At 58.2% G+C, this 16,391-nt stretch carries 15 protein-coding genes; 2 read left to right on the plus strand and 13 right to left on the minus strand.

What is annotated here, in order from left to right; all coding sequences use genetic code 11:
* Window positions 1–7: 7 nt before the first annotated feature.
* The 11 genes from QGH30_02700 to QGH30_02750 all read right to left on the minus strand — a co-directional run bounded on the left by QGH30_02700 (window position 8) and on the right by QGH30_02750 (window position 10,849).
* Window positions 8–547 (minus strand): hypothetical protein, encoded by a 540-nt coding sequence (locus QGH30_02700; protein ID MDP7021242.1) that lies wholly within the window; start codon window positions 545–547, stop codon window positions 8–10.
* A complete protein-coding gene (gene purB, locus QGH30_02705) occupies window positions 544–1,860 on the minus strand; it encodes an adenylosuccinate lyase (GenBank protein MDP7021243.1) in 1,317 nt (438 codons plus the stop codon). Before purB ends, QGH30_02700 begins: the two co-directional genes overlap by 4 nt.
* Window positions 1,857–3,020 (minus strand): trypsin-like peptidase domain-containing protein, encoded by a 1,164-nt coding sequence (locus QGH30_02710; protein ID MDP7021244.1) that lies wholly within the window; start codon window positions 3,018–3,020, stop codon window positions 1,857–1,859. The genes purB and QGH30_02710 overlap by 4 nt, the downstream gene beginning before the upstream one ends.
* A gap of 2 nt (window positions 3,021–3,022) precedes the next feature.
* On the minus strand, window positions 3,023–3,670 hold the full coding sequence (gene fsa, locus QGH30_02715) for a fructose-6-phosphate aldolase (GenBank protein ID MDP7021245.1): 648 nt from the start codon (window positions 3,668–3,670) through the stop codon (window positions 3,023–3,025).
* Window positions 3,671–3,733: 63 nt separating this feature from the next.
* Window positions 3,734–4,483 carry a tRNA pseudouridine(38-40) synthase TruA gene (gene truA / locus QGH30_02720; GenBank protein ID MDP7021246.1) on the minus strand — a complete coding sequence of 250 codons (750 nt, stop codon included), beginning with the start codon at window positions 4,481–4,483 and terminating at the stop codon, window positions 3,734–3,736.
* Window positions 4,480–5,220, minus strand: a complete 741-nt coding sequence (locus QGH30_02725; protein MDP7021247.1) for an energy-coupling factor transporter transmembrane component T — start codon at window positions 5,218–5,220, stop codon at window positions 4,480–4,482. Before QGH30_02725 ends, truA begins: the two co-directional genes overlap by 4 nt.
* Window positions 5,217–6,347, minus strand: coding sequence for a glycosyltransferase (locus QGH30_02730; GenBank protein ID MDP7021248.1), 1,131 nt, complete (start codon window positions 6,345–6,347; stop codon window positions 5,217–5,219). Before QGH30_02730 ends, QGH30_02725 begins: the two co-directional genes overlap by 4 nt.
* A 2-nt stretch (window positions 6,348–6,349) precedes the next feature.
* The gene (locus QGH30_02735; protein ID MDP7021249.1) at window positions 6,350–7,675 is read right to left on the minus strand and encodes a TldD/PmbA family protein; all 1,326 of its coding nucleotides are present in this window, start codon (window positions 7,673–7,675) and stop codon (window positions 6,350–6,352) included.
* Complete coding sequence (locus tag QGH30_02740) at window positions 7,675–9,111, minus strand: metallopeptidase TldD-related protein (GenBank protein MDP7021250.1); 1,437 nt, start codon at window positions 9,109–9,111, stop codon at window positions 7,675–7,677. Before QGH30_02740 ends, QGH30_02735 begins: the two co-directional genes overlap by 1 nt.
* A gap of 41 nt (window positions 9,112–9,152) precedes the next feature.
* Window positions 9,153–9,650, minus strand: coding sequence for an NUDIX domain-containing protein (locus QGH30_02745; protein MDP7021251.1), 498 nt, complete (start codon window positions 9,648–9,650; stop codon window positions 9,153–9,155).
* Window positions 9,647–10,849, minus strand: a complete 1,203-nt coding sequence (locus tag QGH30_02750; GenBank protein ID MDP7021252.1) for an alanyl-tRNA editing protein — start codon at window positions 10,847–10,849, stop codon at window positions 9,647–9,649. The genes QGH30_02745 and QGH30_02750 overlap by 4 nt, the downstream gene beginning before the upstream one ends.
* 98 nt (window positions 10,850–10,947) lie before the next feature.
* On the opposite strand from QGH30_02750, the gene QGH30_02755 reads away from it, so the two are divergent.
* Window positions 10,948–12,159, plus strand: a complete 1,212-nt coding sequence (locus QGH30_02755) for a hypothetical protein (protein ID MDP7021253.1) — start codon at window positions 10,948–10,950, stop codon at window positions 12,157–12,159.
* Window positions 12,156–13,388 carry a peptidoglycan DD-metalloendopeptidase family protein gene (locus QGH30_02760; protein ID MDP7021254.1) on the plus strand — a complete coding sequence of 411 codons (1,233 nt, stop codon included), beginning with the start codon at window positions 12,156–12,158 and terminating at the stop codon, window positions 13,386–13,388. The genes QGH30_02755 and QGH30_02760 overlap by 4 nt, the downstream gene beginning before the upstream one ends.
* On the opposite strand, the gene lnt is transcribed toward QGH30_02760, so the two are convergent.
* Both lnt and QGH30_02770 read right to left on the minus strand, forming a co-directional pair.
* Window positions 13,310–14,842, minus strand: coding sequence for an apolipoprotein N-acyltransferase (gene lnt, locus QGH30_02765; protein ID MDP7021255.1), 1,533 nt, complete (start codon window positions 14,840–14,842; stop codon window positions 13,310–13,312). The two genes, QGH30_02760 and lnt, sit on opposite strands and share 79 nt — an antisense overlap.
* Window positions 14,843–14,892: 50 nt before the next feature.
* The gene (locus QGH30_02770; GenBank protein ID MDP7021256.1) at window positions 14,893–16,335 is read right to left on the minus strand and encodes a sigma-54 dependent transcriptional regulator; all 1,443 of its coding nucleotides are present in this window, start codon (window positions 16,333–16,335) and stop codon (window positions 14,893–14,895) included.
* Window positions 16,336–16,391 lie beyond the last annotated feature (56 nt).

A 16,391-nucleotide genomic window follows, 5' to 3' on the forward strand; every position in this document is an offset into this window, starting at 1 on the left:
CCAGAATCTAGAACATCCAGGCGAGTCCCAGTCCGACCGACCACTTCGGGCCGCTGATAGTAAAGGTGGACTCCGAGCTCCAGTCTCCATAACCATCATCGCCCCCGGTTTCCACCCACTCCCTTGCATTCCCCATGGGAAGCTTCAGGGTCATGGTGGGAGCCAGGGTGAAGCCGTTATTCCAGATCCAGCGGTACCCGACTTCGGCCTTTGGAGAGATGATCACCCCATCATACTCATCCCAGGCGAAGCTCACCGTTCCGAGATCCACACCCGCACCCCAGAAAGGACCCTGCCAGTTGCCCCGCCGGTACCAACGGTACTTCGGACCCACGGAATAGGCTCCTCCCTCGTTCAAGACAAAGAAGAAAGGTAGATTGATCTCGTTCTTTCCATCGTTCGTGAGAATCCCGTAGTGCCCATAGTAGATGTCGCCCATGAGCATCAGGGGATTGATTCCGAACATCCGGTCCTTTTCCACCTCAACATCCGCCACCGCTGTTATCGAGGCGGCAAGAAGAAGAAACAGGAGAATTGCTTTGTTCAAGAGGGAGCTCCTTTCATAGAGCTTTCGAGGGTTCTCTCGTAGATTGCATCTACATTGCGTAATTGTCTTTCGAGGTCAAAGCACTCGAGGATCTCATTCTCATCCAGTTGCGCCCGGATATCGACGGATTCGAGTACCGCATCCTGAAACTGTTGGTCGCTGTTCCAGATTCCCATGGCCGCCTTCTGCACCAGAGCATAGGCATCCTCGCGGCTGAGTCCCTTCATGACGAGAGCCAGAAGAAGGCTCTGGCTGAAGACCAGCCCGCGTGTGGCATAGAGGTTTTTCAGCATGTTCTCGGGGTAGACCTGCAGGTTTTCGACCACGCCGGAAATCTTGTCGAGCATGTAGTCAAGAAGGATGCAGCTGTCGGGGATGATCACTCTTTCCACGGAACTGTGGGTGATATCCCTTTCATGCCAGAGAGCCACGTTTTCGAGCGCGGCGATGGCATTGGCGCGAAGCACCCTGGCCAAACCACTCACGCGCTCACCAGTAATGGGATTGCGCTTGTGAGGCATGGCACTGGAGCCTTTCTGCCCGCGGGCAAAGGCTTCCTCCACTTCCAGAATGTCCGTTCGCTGTAGATTTCTAAGCTCCGTTGCGACCTTGTCGAGGCTTGAGGCGATAAGCGCAAGGGTCGTCATGAACTCTGCATGGCGGTCCCTTTGCAGAACCTGAGTGCTGACGGAGGCAACCGAGAGTCCCAGCTTTCGGCATACAAACTCTTCCACCCGCGGATCCATATGGGCCAGCGTGCCCACAGCTCCTGAAATCTGACCCGTAGCCACACTCTCAATGGCTCGTTCCAGCCGCAGGCGATTGCGACGCATCTCCGCATACCAGAGAAGAAGCTTTAGTCCGAAGCTCATGGGCTCAGCATGAATGCCGTGACTTCGACCGATGCAGGGCGTCTTGCGGAACTCCTCGGCGCGGCGAAGGAGAATGCCGATGAACCGATCCACTTCGGCGAGCAGAAGTTCGCCCGATTCCTTCATGGCCATGGCAAGAGCCGTATCGAGAATATCAGAGCTGGTCATCCCCAGATGTACATAGCGGCTGGACTCTCCCACGTACTCGGAGACATTGGTGAGGAAGGCGATGACATCGTGGTGAGTGCTTTCCTCGATTTCGAGGATGCGTGCGATCTCGAAGTCACCTTTCTCGCGGATCTCCCGGGCTGCTTCTACCGGGATGATGCCATACTCGGCCATCCCCTCTGCGGCCAGTGTCTCGATCTCCAGCCAGCGGGAGTACTTGCTCTCCTCCTGCCAGATTTTCCCCATCGCAGAACGCGTATATCGTTCGATCACGGTACGCTCTCCTCGTGTGCAACCAGTGTCAATTCGAGTTCGTGAACTTCGCCCATTCGATCCACGCTCAACTCAATCAGGTCTCCAACCTCGTAGTGCCAGAGGATCCGGCTGGCCTCGCGACGGCTCCCGATTTCTGCACCATTGATCGCAGTGACCACATCGAACTTCTTCAGGCCTGCTGATTCGCCAGGCCCTCCGGCAAAGACGCGGGTAACAAGAAGACCCTTTTGGGTCTTCAGGCCCAGATACTTGACATGCTGTGGCCTGATCTCATAGGCCTCAAAGCCCGCCCAGCTATTCCGGATCTTGCCGAAGCGGTTGAACTCGTTGAGGATTCGAACCACATCCTCGATCGGCCGGGCAAAGCCCACGCCCTCGCTCCCCCCGCCTTCGGTAAAGATAATCGTGGTGATGCCCACCACCTGTCCTCTCAAATCCACCAGGGGCCCCCCGCTGTTGCCCTGGTTGATGGCCGCATCGGTCTGGATCATGTCGCTGAAGAGAACATTGTCAGAGAGGAAGCTGAAGTCCCGGTGAAGGGCGCTGACCACCCCCAGTGTGACCGAGGGTCTCGGGTCATTGATCTGGGTTCCGAAAGGACTGCCGATCGCAAGCACCTTTTCGCCAATACGAAGCTGGTCACTATCCCCAAGCTCAGCGGCCGGGAAGGTTTCATCGCCGGGATTGTGAAGTTCCACCACAGCGATGTCATACTTGGGGCTGGAGGCCATGAGCTTCCCGGCGTATTCCCGCCCGTCCTCCAGGGTCACCTTGATACTGTGGGCATTGCTCACAATGTGGTAGCTGGTGACCAGCCTGCCGATTTCGCTGACCAGAACTCCGCTCCCGAGGGTCAGCACCTCCTGTTCCCGCGAACGGAAAAAACGGGAGCGGGGCTTGGCTGCCTCTCTTCGAAGAGCCTCGACCGTGACCACGGCGGGGGTCACCTTCTCGATGGCCTCCTGAAGGATCGTGCCTTCGCGAATATCCCGGTTGCGGGCCTCCTCATCGAAGATCGGTTGCATAAGATCTTCGACCAATACAGGGATCCTCGCATTCAGGTAGAGAGAAAGCAGTACCGCCGCCAGACCAAGGCCAGCAAGGAAACCCGACAGGATCGGAATCCAGTTGCCTGCTCCTCGCCTCTCCTTGTTCATTGTCATCCTTTCTTACCCGCCTTTGCGTCGGCAAGAAATCGCTCAATCCCCAGGTCTGTCAGGGGATGCTCAAGGAGACGGGAAATCACGCCGAAGGGGATGGTCGAGACATCCGCCCCCAGGCGGGCCGCTTCCACGACATGCATCGGATGGCGAATCGAAGCCACCAGAACCTGGGTCGGGAAACTGTAATTCTGGTAGATCTCGACAATGTCGGCGATCAGTTCCATGCCATCCTGCCCGATATCGTCCAGGCGTCCCACAAAGGGACTGACATAGGTGGCCCCGGCCTTGGCAAGCAGAAGTGCCTGATTCGGGGAGAAACAGAGGGTGGCATTCGTGTCGATGCCTTCCTCGCTGAAAGTCTGGATTGCCTTGAGACCTTCGAGAGTCGCCGGAACCTTGATGACGATATTGTCAGCGATTTCCCGGAGTTCGCGACCCTCTGTCAGCATTCCCTCGGCATCGAGAGCCAGAACTTCAGCACTGACCGGGCCCGGAACCAGCGAGCAGATTTCAGCCAGGATCTCCACGGGATCGCCCTGCTCCCTTGCCATGAGCGAGGGATTCGTGGTCACTCCGTCGAGAACTCCCATTTGAACTGCCTGACGGATTTCATCAAGATTGGCCGTATCGATAAAGAACTTCATTTTTCCTCCCGGAAACAGGCACCGGCAGTATAGGAATCAGGACGATGTGAGTCCAGAAGCCATTCAGGGAGTCAGAAGTTCTTTCGGATACTCGACCCGCATCAGGTACAGGCCTTGGGGAGGTGCCGTGTCGCCGGCTTCCTGCCGGGAGCGGCTCTCCAGAATTTCCCCCATCTTCTCCGCCTCCCAGCGGCCCCGGCCGATTTCCACCAGAGTCCCGGCGATAATCCGAACCATGTTGTGAAGGAAACGGTCGGCCCCAATGCGAAGCTGCAGTTCCCCGTTCCGCTCTTCCAGAGACAGTTCTTTCAGGTGGCAGGTCGTACCTTTATCTGCCGACTCGCTGCGACAGAAGGAACGAAAGTCCGTGGCATTCTCGAGATAAGCCAGTGCCTTCTGCATCCTCTCCACATCGAGAGGCCATCGCGGCTCCCAGCGAATGCCGCGAAAGGGAGCCAGGGCTTCCAAGCCGATCCGGTAGAGATAGAATCGTCCTGTTGCGCTGAAGCGAGCATGGAAACTCTCGTGAGCCAGATGCAATTCACGAACGCTTATGTCGTAGGGAAGAAGGGAGCGCAGGGACGCGAGGATCTTGCCCGGATCAAGTGCTGAGTCCAGGCGAAAGGAAGCCACCTGCCCGAGTGCATGCACTCCTGCATCCGTTCTGCCGGCCGCGGCCAGAGGAACCCGTTCCTGGCAAATGATGGCCAGAGCATCTTCCACCTCGCCCTGAACCGTCCTCTGCCCCAGCTGGGTCTGCCAACCGTGGAATCCGGAACCGTCATAGGCCAGAAGCAAACGAAAGCACCTCACCCTCCACCTCCCCGAACAGAGAAGAGAAAACAGAGAAAACCCAGCATCGGACTCCAGAGATCCCGCCACTGAAGAGGGCGAAGGGAAGACCCGGCCCAGGAGTCCGGGAATCTGCGCATGGCCAAAGATTCACTGAGCTGTTCTGCGCGGGAGAGCATCCCGCGAAAGAGAGGAAGGAGCAGGGAAGGCCAGTGAGCCTTTCGCCCTCCCCCGCCCCGTGCAAGCCATGCAGAGCGCAGGGAATGGGCCTCCGCGAAAAAAAGATCCAGAAAGGAAAAGGCGAGGATGGGCATAAGAGCCAGCCGCGCCCATCGCCTTCCCCTCGGCAGCCGGGACATCAGGGACAGCGGAGAAAAGAGTTCCAGACATCGGGACACAAGAAGGATCCACAGGAGAAAGCGGGAGACCTGCAAGAGGCTTTGTGGAATGGCTCCCGCACGAATCGACCAGGGAATTACACCGGAACTCATGCCCGTCCATTCGAGAAGGGAGAAGAGGCTGGCCAGAACCAGCAGAGGCAAAAAGACCGGAAGCATGCGAAGGGAACGAAAGGAGGGAGACGGAAAGAGATGGAAAAGGAAAAGAGCCAGGGCCGGGATTCCGAGAGAACCCAAAGAGGCGGCTCGGGCAATGGAAACAGAAAAGAAGAGAAAGGCAAGAAAGAGAGCCGTTCCTGATTCCGCTCTTCCGGACAAGACACCGTGAAAGGGGGAAGCGGGAAAGACCGGGCGCTTCAAGAGCCCACCGCCAGTTCCCGAAGGCAGCGAGCCAGAGAAGCCCAGTCTCGGGTGGAAAGCTCTGCTCTAATTGCTTTCACAAAACCGGCTTCCAAGCCTTCCCTAAAGTATTGCTCGATGGCATTCGCAAGAGCGACAGGATCTTCCGGGGGAACCAGCAGCCCGGTTTCCCTGTGCCGGATCTGGGCGGAAAGCCCTCCCACATCCGTGGCCAGCACGGGGCGGGACGAGGCGTGGGCAATCTCCACGATGCCGCTCTGCGTTGCGGAACGATAAGGGAGAAGGAGGAGATCGGCTGCCTGAAAATACAGGGGAATCTCATCGTTGGGGACATAGCGATTGACCAGGCGGACTCGCCCCTGAAGCTTCAGGCGCTCGATCTGTTTCTCCGTCTCTGCCTGTTTTTCATAGAACTCGCCGACCACCCAGAGTCGAAGTGTGGGGTCATCAGAAAGAGCGAGAGCTTCGAGAGCCAGATCCAGTCCCTTGTACTGTCGCACCAGACCGAAAAAGAGGAGAATCTTCTCCCCGGGATCGATTCCGAGCTTCCCGCGGGCAGTTTCCGAATCCATCGAGGAGTCGCTCAGCCCGTGATAGGGAGGATGAGGATGCACTCTCACGAGAGCTTCGGGGTAGAGTTTTCGCAAAGCCTCCCCGTCCCCCTCACTGTGCGCCAGAAAGCCCTGCATCGGCGAACGACCCAGTTTCATCAGGGCACGATCCACAAAGCTCGACTCATGGGGAAGCACATTGTGGCAGAGCATGAGGCGGCGGCTCTCGGGGGATAGCTTCGCCATGCGTCGGGCAATCCAGGCATAGGCCGGTCCAAAGAAGGGATGCCACCACTGAAAGATCAGGGCATCCGGCTTCTCTTTCGCAAGAAAGCGGGCCGCCTTCTCCCAGCTTGCAGGAGAAAGGCTGTCCAGCATTCTCTCCGACGGGTAACGCAGTGAGGAAGCAGACTCATCCAACTGGGTTTTTCCCGGAAAAAGAAGTCTGGGGTAAAGCCTGCGAAAGTTCAGGGCCCGCACCTCGTCCTCTTCTTCCAGTGCCCTTGCAAGGAAGGTCCCGTAATGGGAGATCCCCCCGCGATAGGGAGGAAAAGGACCGAGCAGTGCCCAGCGCATCGCTATTCCCCGCTGACCATCATGGAGGGAAAGCGGATGCTCGGAGAAACCACCGAGCCTCGACTGAAGTCCAGATCCTTGCCCACGGCATCGATGGACTGCAGCAAGTCATCGAGATTGCCGGCGATCGTCGCTCCCTTCACCGGATAGGCGATCTTGCCCTTTTCAATCCAGAGACCCTCTACGCCCTGGGACCAATGACCGCTCGTAGAATGAAAAGTGTTACCCATCAGACCGGTTACGAGCAGTCCGGTCTTCGTGTCCTCAATGATGTCCTCCCGGGAGAGATCGCCGGCCTCGAGGTAAAGATTGGAAGGACTCTCCCCTCCCCCATGTCCGGTACAGGGAAGACCGAGTCGCCGGGAGCTTTCCACATTCATTACGAAGTGTTTCAGGATTCCGTTCTCAATAAGACGAATCGGTTTACTGGCAATCCCTTCATCATCGAAGGGGCGACTACCCAACCCCCGAAGGCGATGGGGATCATCCACCAGGTGAACAAGCTCCGATGCCACCGGCGTATGGAGCCTACCGTCCAGGTAGCTGAGTTTTCTCCAGAGGGAAGCTCCCGAGATGCATCTAAAGAGCATGTGGAGAATCGCCGAGGAAACCCTGGCATCGAAGATCACGGGAACTTCTCCGGTAGGAGCCTTCCTGGCATCGCAGAGAAGAAGTGTTTCCTCGGCAGCTTTCTTTCCCACTTCCTCCGGGTCGGGAAGGTCTTCATGATAGACACTGGACCGTCCCCAGAATCCCCTGACAAGATCCCCCGCAGAATCCCGGGCTACTGGAATACAGTAGAGGGAGTGAATGGTGGAGGAAAACCCGGCGGCAAAACCATTACTCGTGAGTCGATAGACGGAACTCTCTCCACGAGACCCACTGGAGCCTTGTGAGTTTTCAATCCTCGCGTCGCTGTCCAGTGCTACTTCTTCTGCCTGCTTTGCCATGTCAATGCACTTGGCGGCAGACAGTGCCTCGGAAGAATCATGCACATCCAGTTCCGGAATCTCCCGGGCATAGAGTTCTGCTTCCGGGAGACGATGATACTCATCGGCCTGACTGACCGATGCAAGATCCACGGCGTCTCGGGCAAGAGCCTCCATGGCATCCGGGCTGAAGTCGGAAGAGAATACCTGCGCCTTGCTCTGATTACGATAGACACGGAGAGCCAGCTTCCGACTGCCGGACTCCTTCAGCACATCCAGTTCCCCCATGCGGACCTCGACATTGAGTTCCCTGTCCTCCCGAAGGGAAACCTCCGCCTCATCCGCCCCGGCCTGAAGAGCAGCATCGACCAGTTTCCGGGCCAGCTCTTCCTTCTTCATCAGGAGGCTCCTTCCATGCTGGTTCCACCCACCGTGATCTCGCTGACCTTCAGATGGGGCATTCCCTGTCCTACGGGAACCCCCTGTCCGTGCTTGCCGCAGGTCCACATGCCCTCGGAGATGGCAAGGTCATTGCCGACCATCGTAACGCGATCCATCACTTCGGGGCCGTTGCCAATCAGGCTTGCGCCCTTGACCAGTTCCCCGACCTTTCCGTTTTCAATCCGGTAGCCCTCAGCGACGGTAAAGACAAAGTCCCCTCGCGAGATGTCCACCTGCCCGCCTCCGAGTCTCTTCGCATAGAGACCGTTCTCCACGGAGGACAGAATCTCCTCCGGCTCACTTTCACCCGGTTCCAGATAGGTGCAGGTCATTCTCGCCATGGGATAGTCCTGGTAGCTTTCGCGGCGACCATTGCCGGTGGGAGCATCTCCGGTAAGACGCGTGCTGAGGCGGTCCTGCATATAACCCTTGAGGACACCCTTCTCGATCAGCACGGTGCGTTCTCCGTCCTGACCCTCGTCATCCACATTCAGGGCTCCCCGGTCATTGAGTACGGTCGCATCGTCGACAACGGTGCAAAGTTCACTGGCGACCCTTTCACCGATTCGATGAGAATAGACGGAGGTTCCTTTTCTGCAGAAGTCCGCTTCCAAGCCATGGCCCACGGCCTCATGAAGAAGAACCGAGCCCGTTCCCGCCCCCAGAACCACGGGCATGGCTCCCGCGGGAGCTTCCCCGGCATCCAGCTTTCTCACGGCAAGATCGGCGACTCTCTTTGATAGAGAGTGTAAGCGTTCCTCTGTAAGGGACTCGAGGTCCTGACGGCCTCCAATTCCTTCATAGGCATTCTCCCTTCTGCCGTCCTTTTCAGCAATGACGGAGAGGTTGCAACGCACCATGGGACGAAAATCCCGAACCAGCAGTCCCTCGCTGTTGGCAATCAGGATCTCCCGCTGGTTCTCCCCGATCCCGGCCATGATCTTCTCGACCTTTGGGTCAAAGCTCGCCGCCGCTTTCTGCAGGGTCTCGAGATAGGAGAGCATGGATCCTGCGCCCTTTTCCCCGAAGGGATGCTTGAGCGGATAGAAGTTCGATGCAGACTTGCGAGTCTGAAGGGAAACGGAAAAGTCCCGGCTCGATTCCGCAATGTGGGAGGCCGTATCGGCGGCATGAAGAAGTGCTTCCTCACTGATTTCATCCGTGTAGGCGTATCCGGTCTTCTCCCCGGAGATCACCCGGATCCCGAGCCCTCTTGTCAGGACCATGCTGCTGGACTTCAGCTTGGACTCTTCCCACTGAAGAGAACGCAGTCTGGAATCCTCGAAAAAGACATCGGCAAAGTCCCCTCCACGGGAAAGAGCCCGCGAAAGGACTTTTTCCAGAAGAGTCTCACTGAGACCCAGTTCAGAAAGCGGTCGCAAATTGTCGTTCATAAGAACCTCCTCATAGAGACTAGTGCGGGAAAATAGAAGCGTCAAGCCGGCTTGGGGCGAAGGGACTCTGCCACTTGTCGGTGGATGTCCCAGGCGATATCCCGGGGAGGGTCCTCCAGGGGAAACCAGGCCAACTCTGAGGCATCGTCACCGGCTTTTTCCTCTCCTCCGGTGATTCTCGCCCGAAAGACAGCAAGGAGGGGCCGGGTGCGAGGGTCGTCAAAGCCAGACAGGGCATCCATGCATTCCCCCACCTCCACCTCCAGTCCGGTCTCTTCGAGAGCCTCCCTGCGGGCGCATTCACGGATATCCTCATCCCACTCCTGAAAACCGGAGGGCAGGGACCAGAGACCCTTGCGGGGCTCGAAGGCTCTACGCACCCAGAGACAGTGGTTCTCTCGCAGAATCACCACAGCCGCAGCGGGAGCCGGGTTTTCCCAGTTCACAAATCCACATTCGCAAAGGGAGCGAAGGCGCCCCGCATGAGAACGCTTCTGCAGTTCTTTTCCACAGAGCGGGCAATAGCGATAGTCCTTCATTCGCTGTCCTCTCCCGGGAAGATCCCATTCAAGAGTGCCACCAGAACATCGTTCTCGTTCGAAAAGGAAAGAACACCCTGGGCACGATCCTCTCCTCCCCCGCCTCGCCCGTCCCTTTCCCGAAGGACTTCCCCGAGACAGGAGCCCAGGGAAGGTCCCTCTCCCCGGCTTCGTTGAGCCAGCACATGAAGCTGATCTCCCTGCCGGGAAGACAAGAGAAGTAGTCGGCCCGGCTCCGCACAAAGCTCACGAGACAGGGCATCCAGTTCCCCGGGACTTCTCTCTCCGAAGTCCCGAAGCAGGATCTCCCAGCCCTCCTTCTGAAGCCACTCCTCCTGCTCAAGCTCCCGGCTTTCCTGCTTCAGGACGCTTTCTTTCAGTTTCTTAACTTCCCGTCGAAGATCCCGACACTCGCTGATCAGTCCCTCCGCTCGCTCGGGGACCTCTGCCGATCCTGTCTGAAAGAGACGGGACAGTTCGGCGATTCTCCCGGCGTCACGGCGACCAGCCTGCCGCGCCCTTTCTCCTGCGAGAAACTCCAGCCGGAGGTGGCCGCGGATCTTCTCCTGCCGAAGAATGCGAATACTTCCAATCTCGGCAGTAGAAGAAAGATGGGTTCCTCCGCAGGGCGCATGATCGAGATCCTGAATGTGTAGAACTCGCACTCCCTCGCTCACCTGAGGCGGGCGGCGCAGGGGAAGTTTCTTCCAATCCTCATTTTCCGGATAGAGAGCCTCGATAATGAGATTCCTGCGAATGAGCGCCGCTGCCCGGTCCTCGAAGTCCCGCAAGCGGTCTTCGGGGAGAGGAGGATGGTCCAGCTCGAGAGTGGAAACATCCTCTCCCATATGAAAGGAAAGAGTCTGGATGTCAAACTCCCGAAAGGCCAGTCCGCTGAGCAAATGCTGGGCACTGTGCTGTTCGGCATGATCCCTCCGTAGATCAGCATCCACGCGCGCCGGGTGTTTTCCCACCCCGGGATCCGCGTCCAGGATCAGCCAGTCCGCCCCGTCTTTCGTGTAGCAATCGAGAACCCGGTGGCCGCCCAAAGTCCCCCGATCCGAACGCTGCCCCCCAGACTCGGGATAGAAAAGCCCCGGCTCGCAACGAAGATGAAAGCGACCCTCTTCCTCTCTGCACTCGAGAACTTCGAGATCGGCTTCCAGGGGGGCGGGCATCTGCCAATACAATTTGCTCATCGGCACCTCCGGGAGGAGATTATCAGATCGGGAATGGGAGAACAGAGGATTTGACCGGATTCCGCAGTTCCGATAAGCTCCCGAAAAACAGGAGCCCCATGAAACCACGCATTGCGCTTTTCCTTCTATTCCTTTTTCTCGCCCTCTCCTCACTGGCAGAACCCGTTTCGACCATTCTCGTTCAGGGGCTGCGAAATGTAGAACGAGAGGTTCTCCTTGCGGATCTTGGAATCCATGAAGGTCAGGAGTGCCCGGAAGATGTGGTGCCGCTTCTCAAGGAGCGCGGACGAGGCCTTCCCTACCTCCAAAGCCTGGAGGTTTCCCTTCACCGAAGCAGGCAGGGCGTCCACCTGACGCTTCTCTGTCGGGAGACCCGGGCGATCCGCTTTCAACCGATTCTACAGGCACTGGAAGACGGAGAACTGACCGGGGGCTTCCTTCTCGGAACCTACTCCCTTCTCGGCCACAATGAAAACATAGACTTCCGGATTCTCGCCGGAAGCCGCGGGGAAGTCGGAATCCGGATGAAGAACTTCCGCATACTGAGGGATCCCCGCCTCCCCCTTCTTCTCTTCGACTACCGCTATCGCGACTGGGAGGATCCCTTCCTGCAAGCGGGAATCCGAAGCATCCGAATCCTGGGCGGAGCCAGCAGAAATTTCCCCGGCCTGGGGCGGATCGAGTTTTCCGGAGGTTGGGAGAGAATCGAATCCAGCCCGGCCGTCGGTCTGGAGAGCCTGAACGGAAAAGACGAACACGCACTCTATCGACTGAAGCTCTCCTCGACGGAACTTGCTTTCGGCATAAAAGGCAGGCTCAATTCGGAACTCCGTGTTCCCCTCGAACATGCCTCCTATTCCCGGGCGGAGGCTCTTCTGGAAAAGACATCGAAGTGGGGTGCCTGGAATCTCCGCTTCCGACTTCGGGGAGGCCTCGCCAGCAAGAACAGTCCGGCTTTGGGGATCTTCCACCTCTCCTCCTGGAAGTACTTTCACGCCTATGAACCCGCCAGCCTCCCCAGCCAGCAGTTCTGGGGCTTGTCTGCGAGAAGCACGATCCACCTGACCGACCTGCCCATCCGCTTCCAGCGGCGAGGGGCGGGAATAGACAGCCCTCTGGATCTCTTTCTGGAAAGCCGTTTCATGCGCCGTCGAAGTTCCTGCCTCTTGCCCTGGGAGTTTGCCATGGAAGCGGGCCTGGGACTTCGCCTCACCCTGCCGACAGGGCCGATGGTCTCCCTGGCCAGCTATCTGCACCACGGAGGCGAGGATCTGCGCTTCCTGATTCTTCTGGAGGATTCCGTCTTTTGAGGTCCGCGATCGGCATGGCGCTTCTTGTCCTGATGGCTTTCTCCTGTGGGAAGAAAGTACCGGCAGCCCCGGATGTCCGTGGCATCCCTCCTCTCCTGCCCCGTGCGGAACTCCAGGAGCTGGAGTTTCGGCGTGGGGACAGTCTGGACGGCCTGCTGAAAAGAGCGGGGATCACCGCCCGGGAAAGAAGTTCGGCCATCGAAGCCATTGCCTGCGCCTTTGACCCCGGGCACTTCCGCGCGGGTGAAACCCTCGAAATCGGATTGGATTCCCGAAACTCCCTGCAGACCCTCCACTACCCTGTCAATTTCCAGAGCGATCTCTGTCTCTGGCGGGAAGGAGAGGGCTTCCGCGCCCGAGTGGTGCTTCCGGATCTTGTCTGGGAAGCGAGCGCGGTGTCGATCACCATGCAGCACTCTTTTTACGAGGATTTCGAAAAGCAGGGACTGGACGGAAATCTCGCCACCCGGGTGGCCGATCTATTTGCGGGAGAAATTGACTTCCTTCTGGAACTTCGCAACGGTGACCGGATGGATCTGCTCCTGGATCGAACGCATCGCCCCGACCGCGACCTCGAGAAACACCGGGTGCTCGCCGCCCGCCTTTCTATCGGCGGACGCGACCATGAGGCCTATCTCTTTCCGGACACGAGCGGAACCCGCCACTACTATCATGCAGATGGTTCTTCCCTCGACCGACAGTTCCTGAAGGCACCTCTCAGCTTCACCCGAATCAGTTCAGGTTTCAGCCGAAGCCGCATGCACCCCATCCTGAAGAAGCGGCGGCCGCATCTGGGAATCGACTATGCAGCCCCTGCGGGGACCCCCGTTCTTGCTACAGCCGATGGAACCGTGATCCGGAAGCAGCGGAGCAATTCAGCGGGACGCTATGTCAAGATCCGTCATCCGGGGAAAATCGAAACCACCTACATGCATCTGCTTCGTTTCGCCAGGGGACTGCGACAGGGGCAGAAGGTAAAGAAGGGCGAAGTCATCGGATATGTCGGTTCCAGCGGTCTTTCAACGGGGCCGCACCTTGACTACCGGATTCGGGTCGGCGGGAAGTATGTCGATCCCCGCAGTTTCCGGTCGGACCCTGCACGCCCGCTTCCGGACTCGCGAAGAAAGCTATTCGAGGAAGAGCGGGATAACTATGAATCCACCTGGGCTTCGATCCGCCCACCCGGGCCACTGGTTCTTGCCAGCACGAGCAAGAATCCCAGCAAGTAGAGAACCCCGAGAAGCTGCGGCAGCCAGGCTCCTGTCCTTGCGTAGAGACTGGGGCGTGAAGGAATGGCAACTTCGGCAATCAGGACAGCCCGTTCCCCGACAGGCAATTCCACGACCCTTTTCCCCCTTGAGTCCAGCAGCATCGTGATCCCGGCATTGCTGCAGCGCAAAACGGGAACGCCGGACTCCGCCGCCCGCATGGGAGACAGGGCGGCGTGAAGAGCCAGAAGCTGCCGGCCTTCAAACCAGCCGTCATTGGTCGAGTTCAGAAGAAGGCGAGCCCCGCGCCGAACCGAGAGGGTCGTCAACGATGACAAGCCCATCTCATAGCAGATAAAGGGCGAGAATGTGAGTCCCTCCCACTCAAAGACTCGCTCGCCTCCACCGGGTTTGAAATCCGCCTGCCCGAAGTCCAAATGGAATCCGCCAAGAACAGGATCGAGAAAGGCCGTGGATTCTCCGAATGGCAGAAGCCTCGCCTTGCTGTAGATGTTCTCGAAACTCCCCTCCCTTCCCAATAGCAACATGGAATTGCGATAGCTCAAGGCCCCCTTGTCGTCATATTCCATGCCCTGTACTCCGGTAACAATGGGAACTCCGCTGTTGCGGGCGATCTCGCGAAGCTGTAGTTCATGCGCCTGGTAGCTCGGCCACAACACCGGAATGGGAATGGCGGTTTCAGGCCAGAGAGTCAGTTCAGCCCCGGCCTCAGCCGCCTCGCGATGAAGCTCCGTGAAAATCCGGAAGTTCTCATGACGAAACTCTCTCTTCCATTTCAGCTCCAGGGGAACATTTCCCTGCAGAGCGGCAAGCTTCACCGTCCTCTCCGAATCCTGATGTGTGGGGACGCGGAAGATCAAAAGCAGGAGAAGAAAGGCGAGCAGAATCCAGCGGGCAGCCTTTTCCCGAAGACTCTTGATCAGGGACACCTGAAAGAAGACCATCAGGAAGCTTAGCCCCAATCCTCCCACCCAACCGGCCGGAGCCAGAAACCCGCCCTCTGTCGTCTGTGTCTGGGAAAGGTGAATCCAGGAAAAGGCAAAGACGCCGCTCCCCCGAACCCATTCCAGAAGAACCCAGAGCAGGGGAGCGATCCAGAGGGTATGACTTCCTCTTCGATCCCGGAGCCAGGTCAGAATCCAGAGGAAGGCAAGGGCATAGATCGTGGTCATGAAGAGAACCAGTATCAGCAAAGCAGCCGGCATCATTGCCGCCGGGATGTCAGAAGAAGGCAGAGGACGAAGAATCCAGAAAAAGGACAGGGTTCCCCAGAGCAGCCCAAAGGGAAGAGCCAGCCAGCGCAGGGTTTGCCTTGTAGCGGGCCTCAAAAACTCAAAGGCGGCCAGAAGAGGAATCAGAACGAACCAGCCCAGCCAGGGCGCGGGCCCGGGGGGCAAGGCAAGATGGTAGAAGAGGGCCGAGAGGAACCCGAGGCCCAGAAGACGGAGTCGCATGTCACCTCCCCGGAGAGTGTAATTCCCCATGACCCAGCTTCCAAGGCAATTCAGGCTTTTGCCGCCACTCTCTCCAGATCCAGTCGCTGGATCTTGTTCAAAAGCCCCTGCCGGCTGATGCCGAGAGACCGGGCACATCGGCTCCGGTTCCCCTGAAAACGCATCAGGGCGTGACGGATCATTCTCCGCTCCAGATCCTCCTGAGCCTGTTGCAGTTTTCCCGAAAGGGGACGACTGCCGTTCTCAGCGTCAAGTTCCGTGCGGTCGAAGAAGATCTTTTCGGGGAGCATCCATCGCTCCAGACGGGGATGATCTCCGTAAAGAGCTACAATTCGCGCAATCTCGTTTTGCAGTTCCCGGACATTGCCCGGCCAGGAGTAACCTCGCAGGAGAGCCTCCACTCCGGGCCCCAGTTCCCGCATCTGCTGTCCGTTTTCCCCCTGCCGGTTCTCCAGAAAGGCCAGCGCAAGGACGGGAACATCCATGGGCCTTTCCCTCAGGGGCGGGATTCTCAGGCGCACTCCATTCAGACGGTACCAGAGATCCTCCCGGAATTCCCGAGCCTGCACTTTCTCCTCCATGTCCCGGTGGGTTGCGCTGACCAGACGGAAGTCCACCGGGCGAAGTCGATTCTCCCCCACCCGCCGGATTTCCTTCTCCTGTATCACTCTCAGAAGTCTCACCTGAAGCCCGGGACTGAGATCCCCCACCTCATCCAGAAAGAAGGTTCCTCCCTGCGCCAGTTCAAAGAGTCCCACCCGCTCGTCCTTCGCACCGGTAAAGGAGCCCCGGGAGTGCCCGAACAGTTCGCTTTCTATGAGAGAATCCGTCAGCGCCCCCCCGTTTTGCGCGACAAAGGTGCCCTGACTTCTCGGGCTCAGCCGGTGAAGGGCGCGGGCGAAAAGTTCCTTGCCCACTCCGGACTCTCCTTCAAGAAAGACCGGCGTATCCACGCGAGCAATCCTGCTCAATTGGTCGAGCAGTTCCACCACCGGAGAATCCGGATGATGAAGAATGGAGTGAAAGTTACTGCAGATCGAAACGGCTCCATTGCATCCATTCTCCAGACCGGAGAGAAGACCGCCCATCCAGATTCTCAGGTATTCAGGACTCTCCGGAACCTCTCCCTTCAGCCGCCCGATCAGCCAGGCTCTCTCTTCCAGCTCCAGGGGCCAGAGAAGCACCCGGCGATCCGGCTCTTCCAATCCGAGATCCAGAGAACACTGGAAGTCCTCACTGCAAGGGACTCTTCTCAGGTGCGGGGGAAGTCCGGTCAACTGTCCGAGCTCCCGGGGCGAAGGAAGGGGAATCCCCCGACCCAGAAGTGAGTCCCGAGAGTTCTGATTCAAATAGAGATCCCAGATGCTTCCGGGGAATCGAAGCTCCAGAAGATGCAGGATGTGGCGGAACAGGGTTTCTCTTGAAGCGGGCGCATTGAGCATAAAGACCTCCGCCGGAAAATGGCAAAAGTCGTGCCGGATGAGATACCGCATCAGATCAAGGGATGGGCAAGATCTCCACAGGGGAGATGTCCGGACATCAGGACAGG

It is taken from the genome of Candidatus Krumholzibacteriia bacterium (assembly GCA_030748535.1).
Classification (GTDB): domain Bacteria; phylum Krumholzibacteriota; class Krumholzibacteriia; order JACNKJ01; family JACNKJ01; genus JASMLU01.

Excerpts from the sequence above, each read along its gene's own strand:
- QGH30_02740 (MDP7021250.1), bottom strand. The coding sequence starts at position 9,111 with ATGAACGACAATTTGCGACCGCTTTCTGAACTGGGTCTCAGTGAGACT.
- QGH30_02750 (MDP7021252.1), bottom strand. The coding sequence starts at position 10,849 with ATGAGCAAATTGTATTGGCAGATGCCCGCCCCCCTGGAAGCCGATCTC.
- fsa (MDP7021245.1), bottom strand. The coding sequence starts at position 3,670 with ATGAAGTTCTTTATCGATACGGCCAATCTTGATGAAATCCGTCAGGCA.
- QGH30_02770 (MDP7021256.1), bottom strand. The coding sequence starts at position 16,335 with ATGCGGTATCTCATCCGGCACGACTTTTGCCATTTTCCGGCGGAGGTC.
- QGH30_02730 (MDP7021248.1), bottom strand. The coding sequence starts at position 6,347 with ATGCGCTGGGCACTGCTCGGTCCTTTTCCTCCCTATCGCGGGGGGATC.
- QGH30_02745 (MDP7021251.1), bottom strand. The coding sequence starts at position 9,650 with ATGAAGGACTATCGCTATTGCCCGCTCTGTGGAAAAGAACTGCAGAAG.
- QGH30_02755 (MDP7021253.1), top strand. The coding sequence starts at position 10,948 with ATGAAACCACGCATTGCGCTTTTCCTTCTATTCCTTTTTCTCGCCCTC.
- QGH30_02710 (MDP7021244.1), bottom strand. The coding sequence starts at position 3,020 with ATGAACAAGGAGAGGCGAGGAGCAGGCAACTGGATTCCGATCCTGTCG.
- lnt (MDP7021255.1), bottom strand. The coding sequence starts at position 14,842 with ATGCGACTCCGTCTTCTGGGCCTCGGGTTCCTCTCGGCCCTCTTCTAC.
- QGH30_02735 (MDP7021249.1), bottom strand. The coding sequence starts at position 7,675 with ATGAAGAAGGAAGAGCTGGCCCGGAAACTGGTCGATGCTGCTCTTCAG.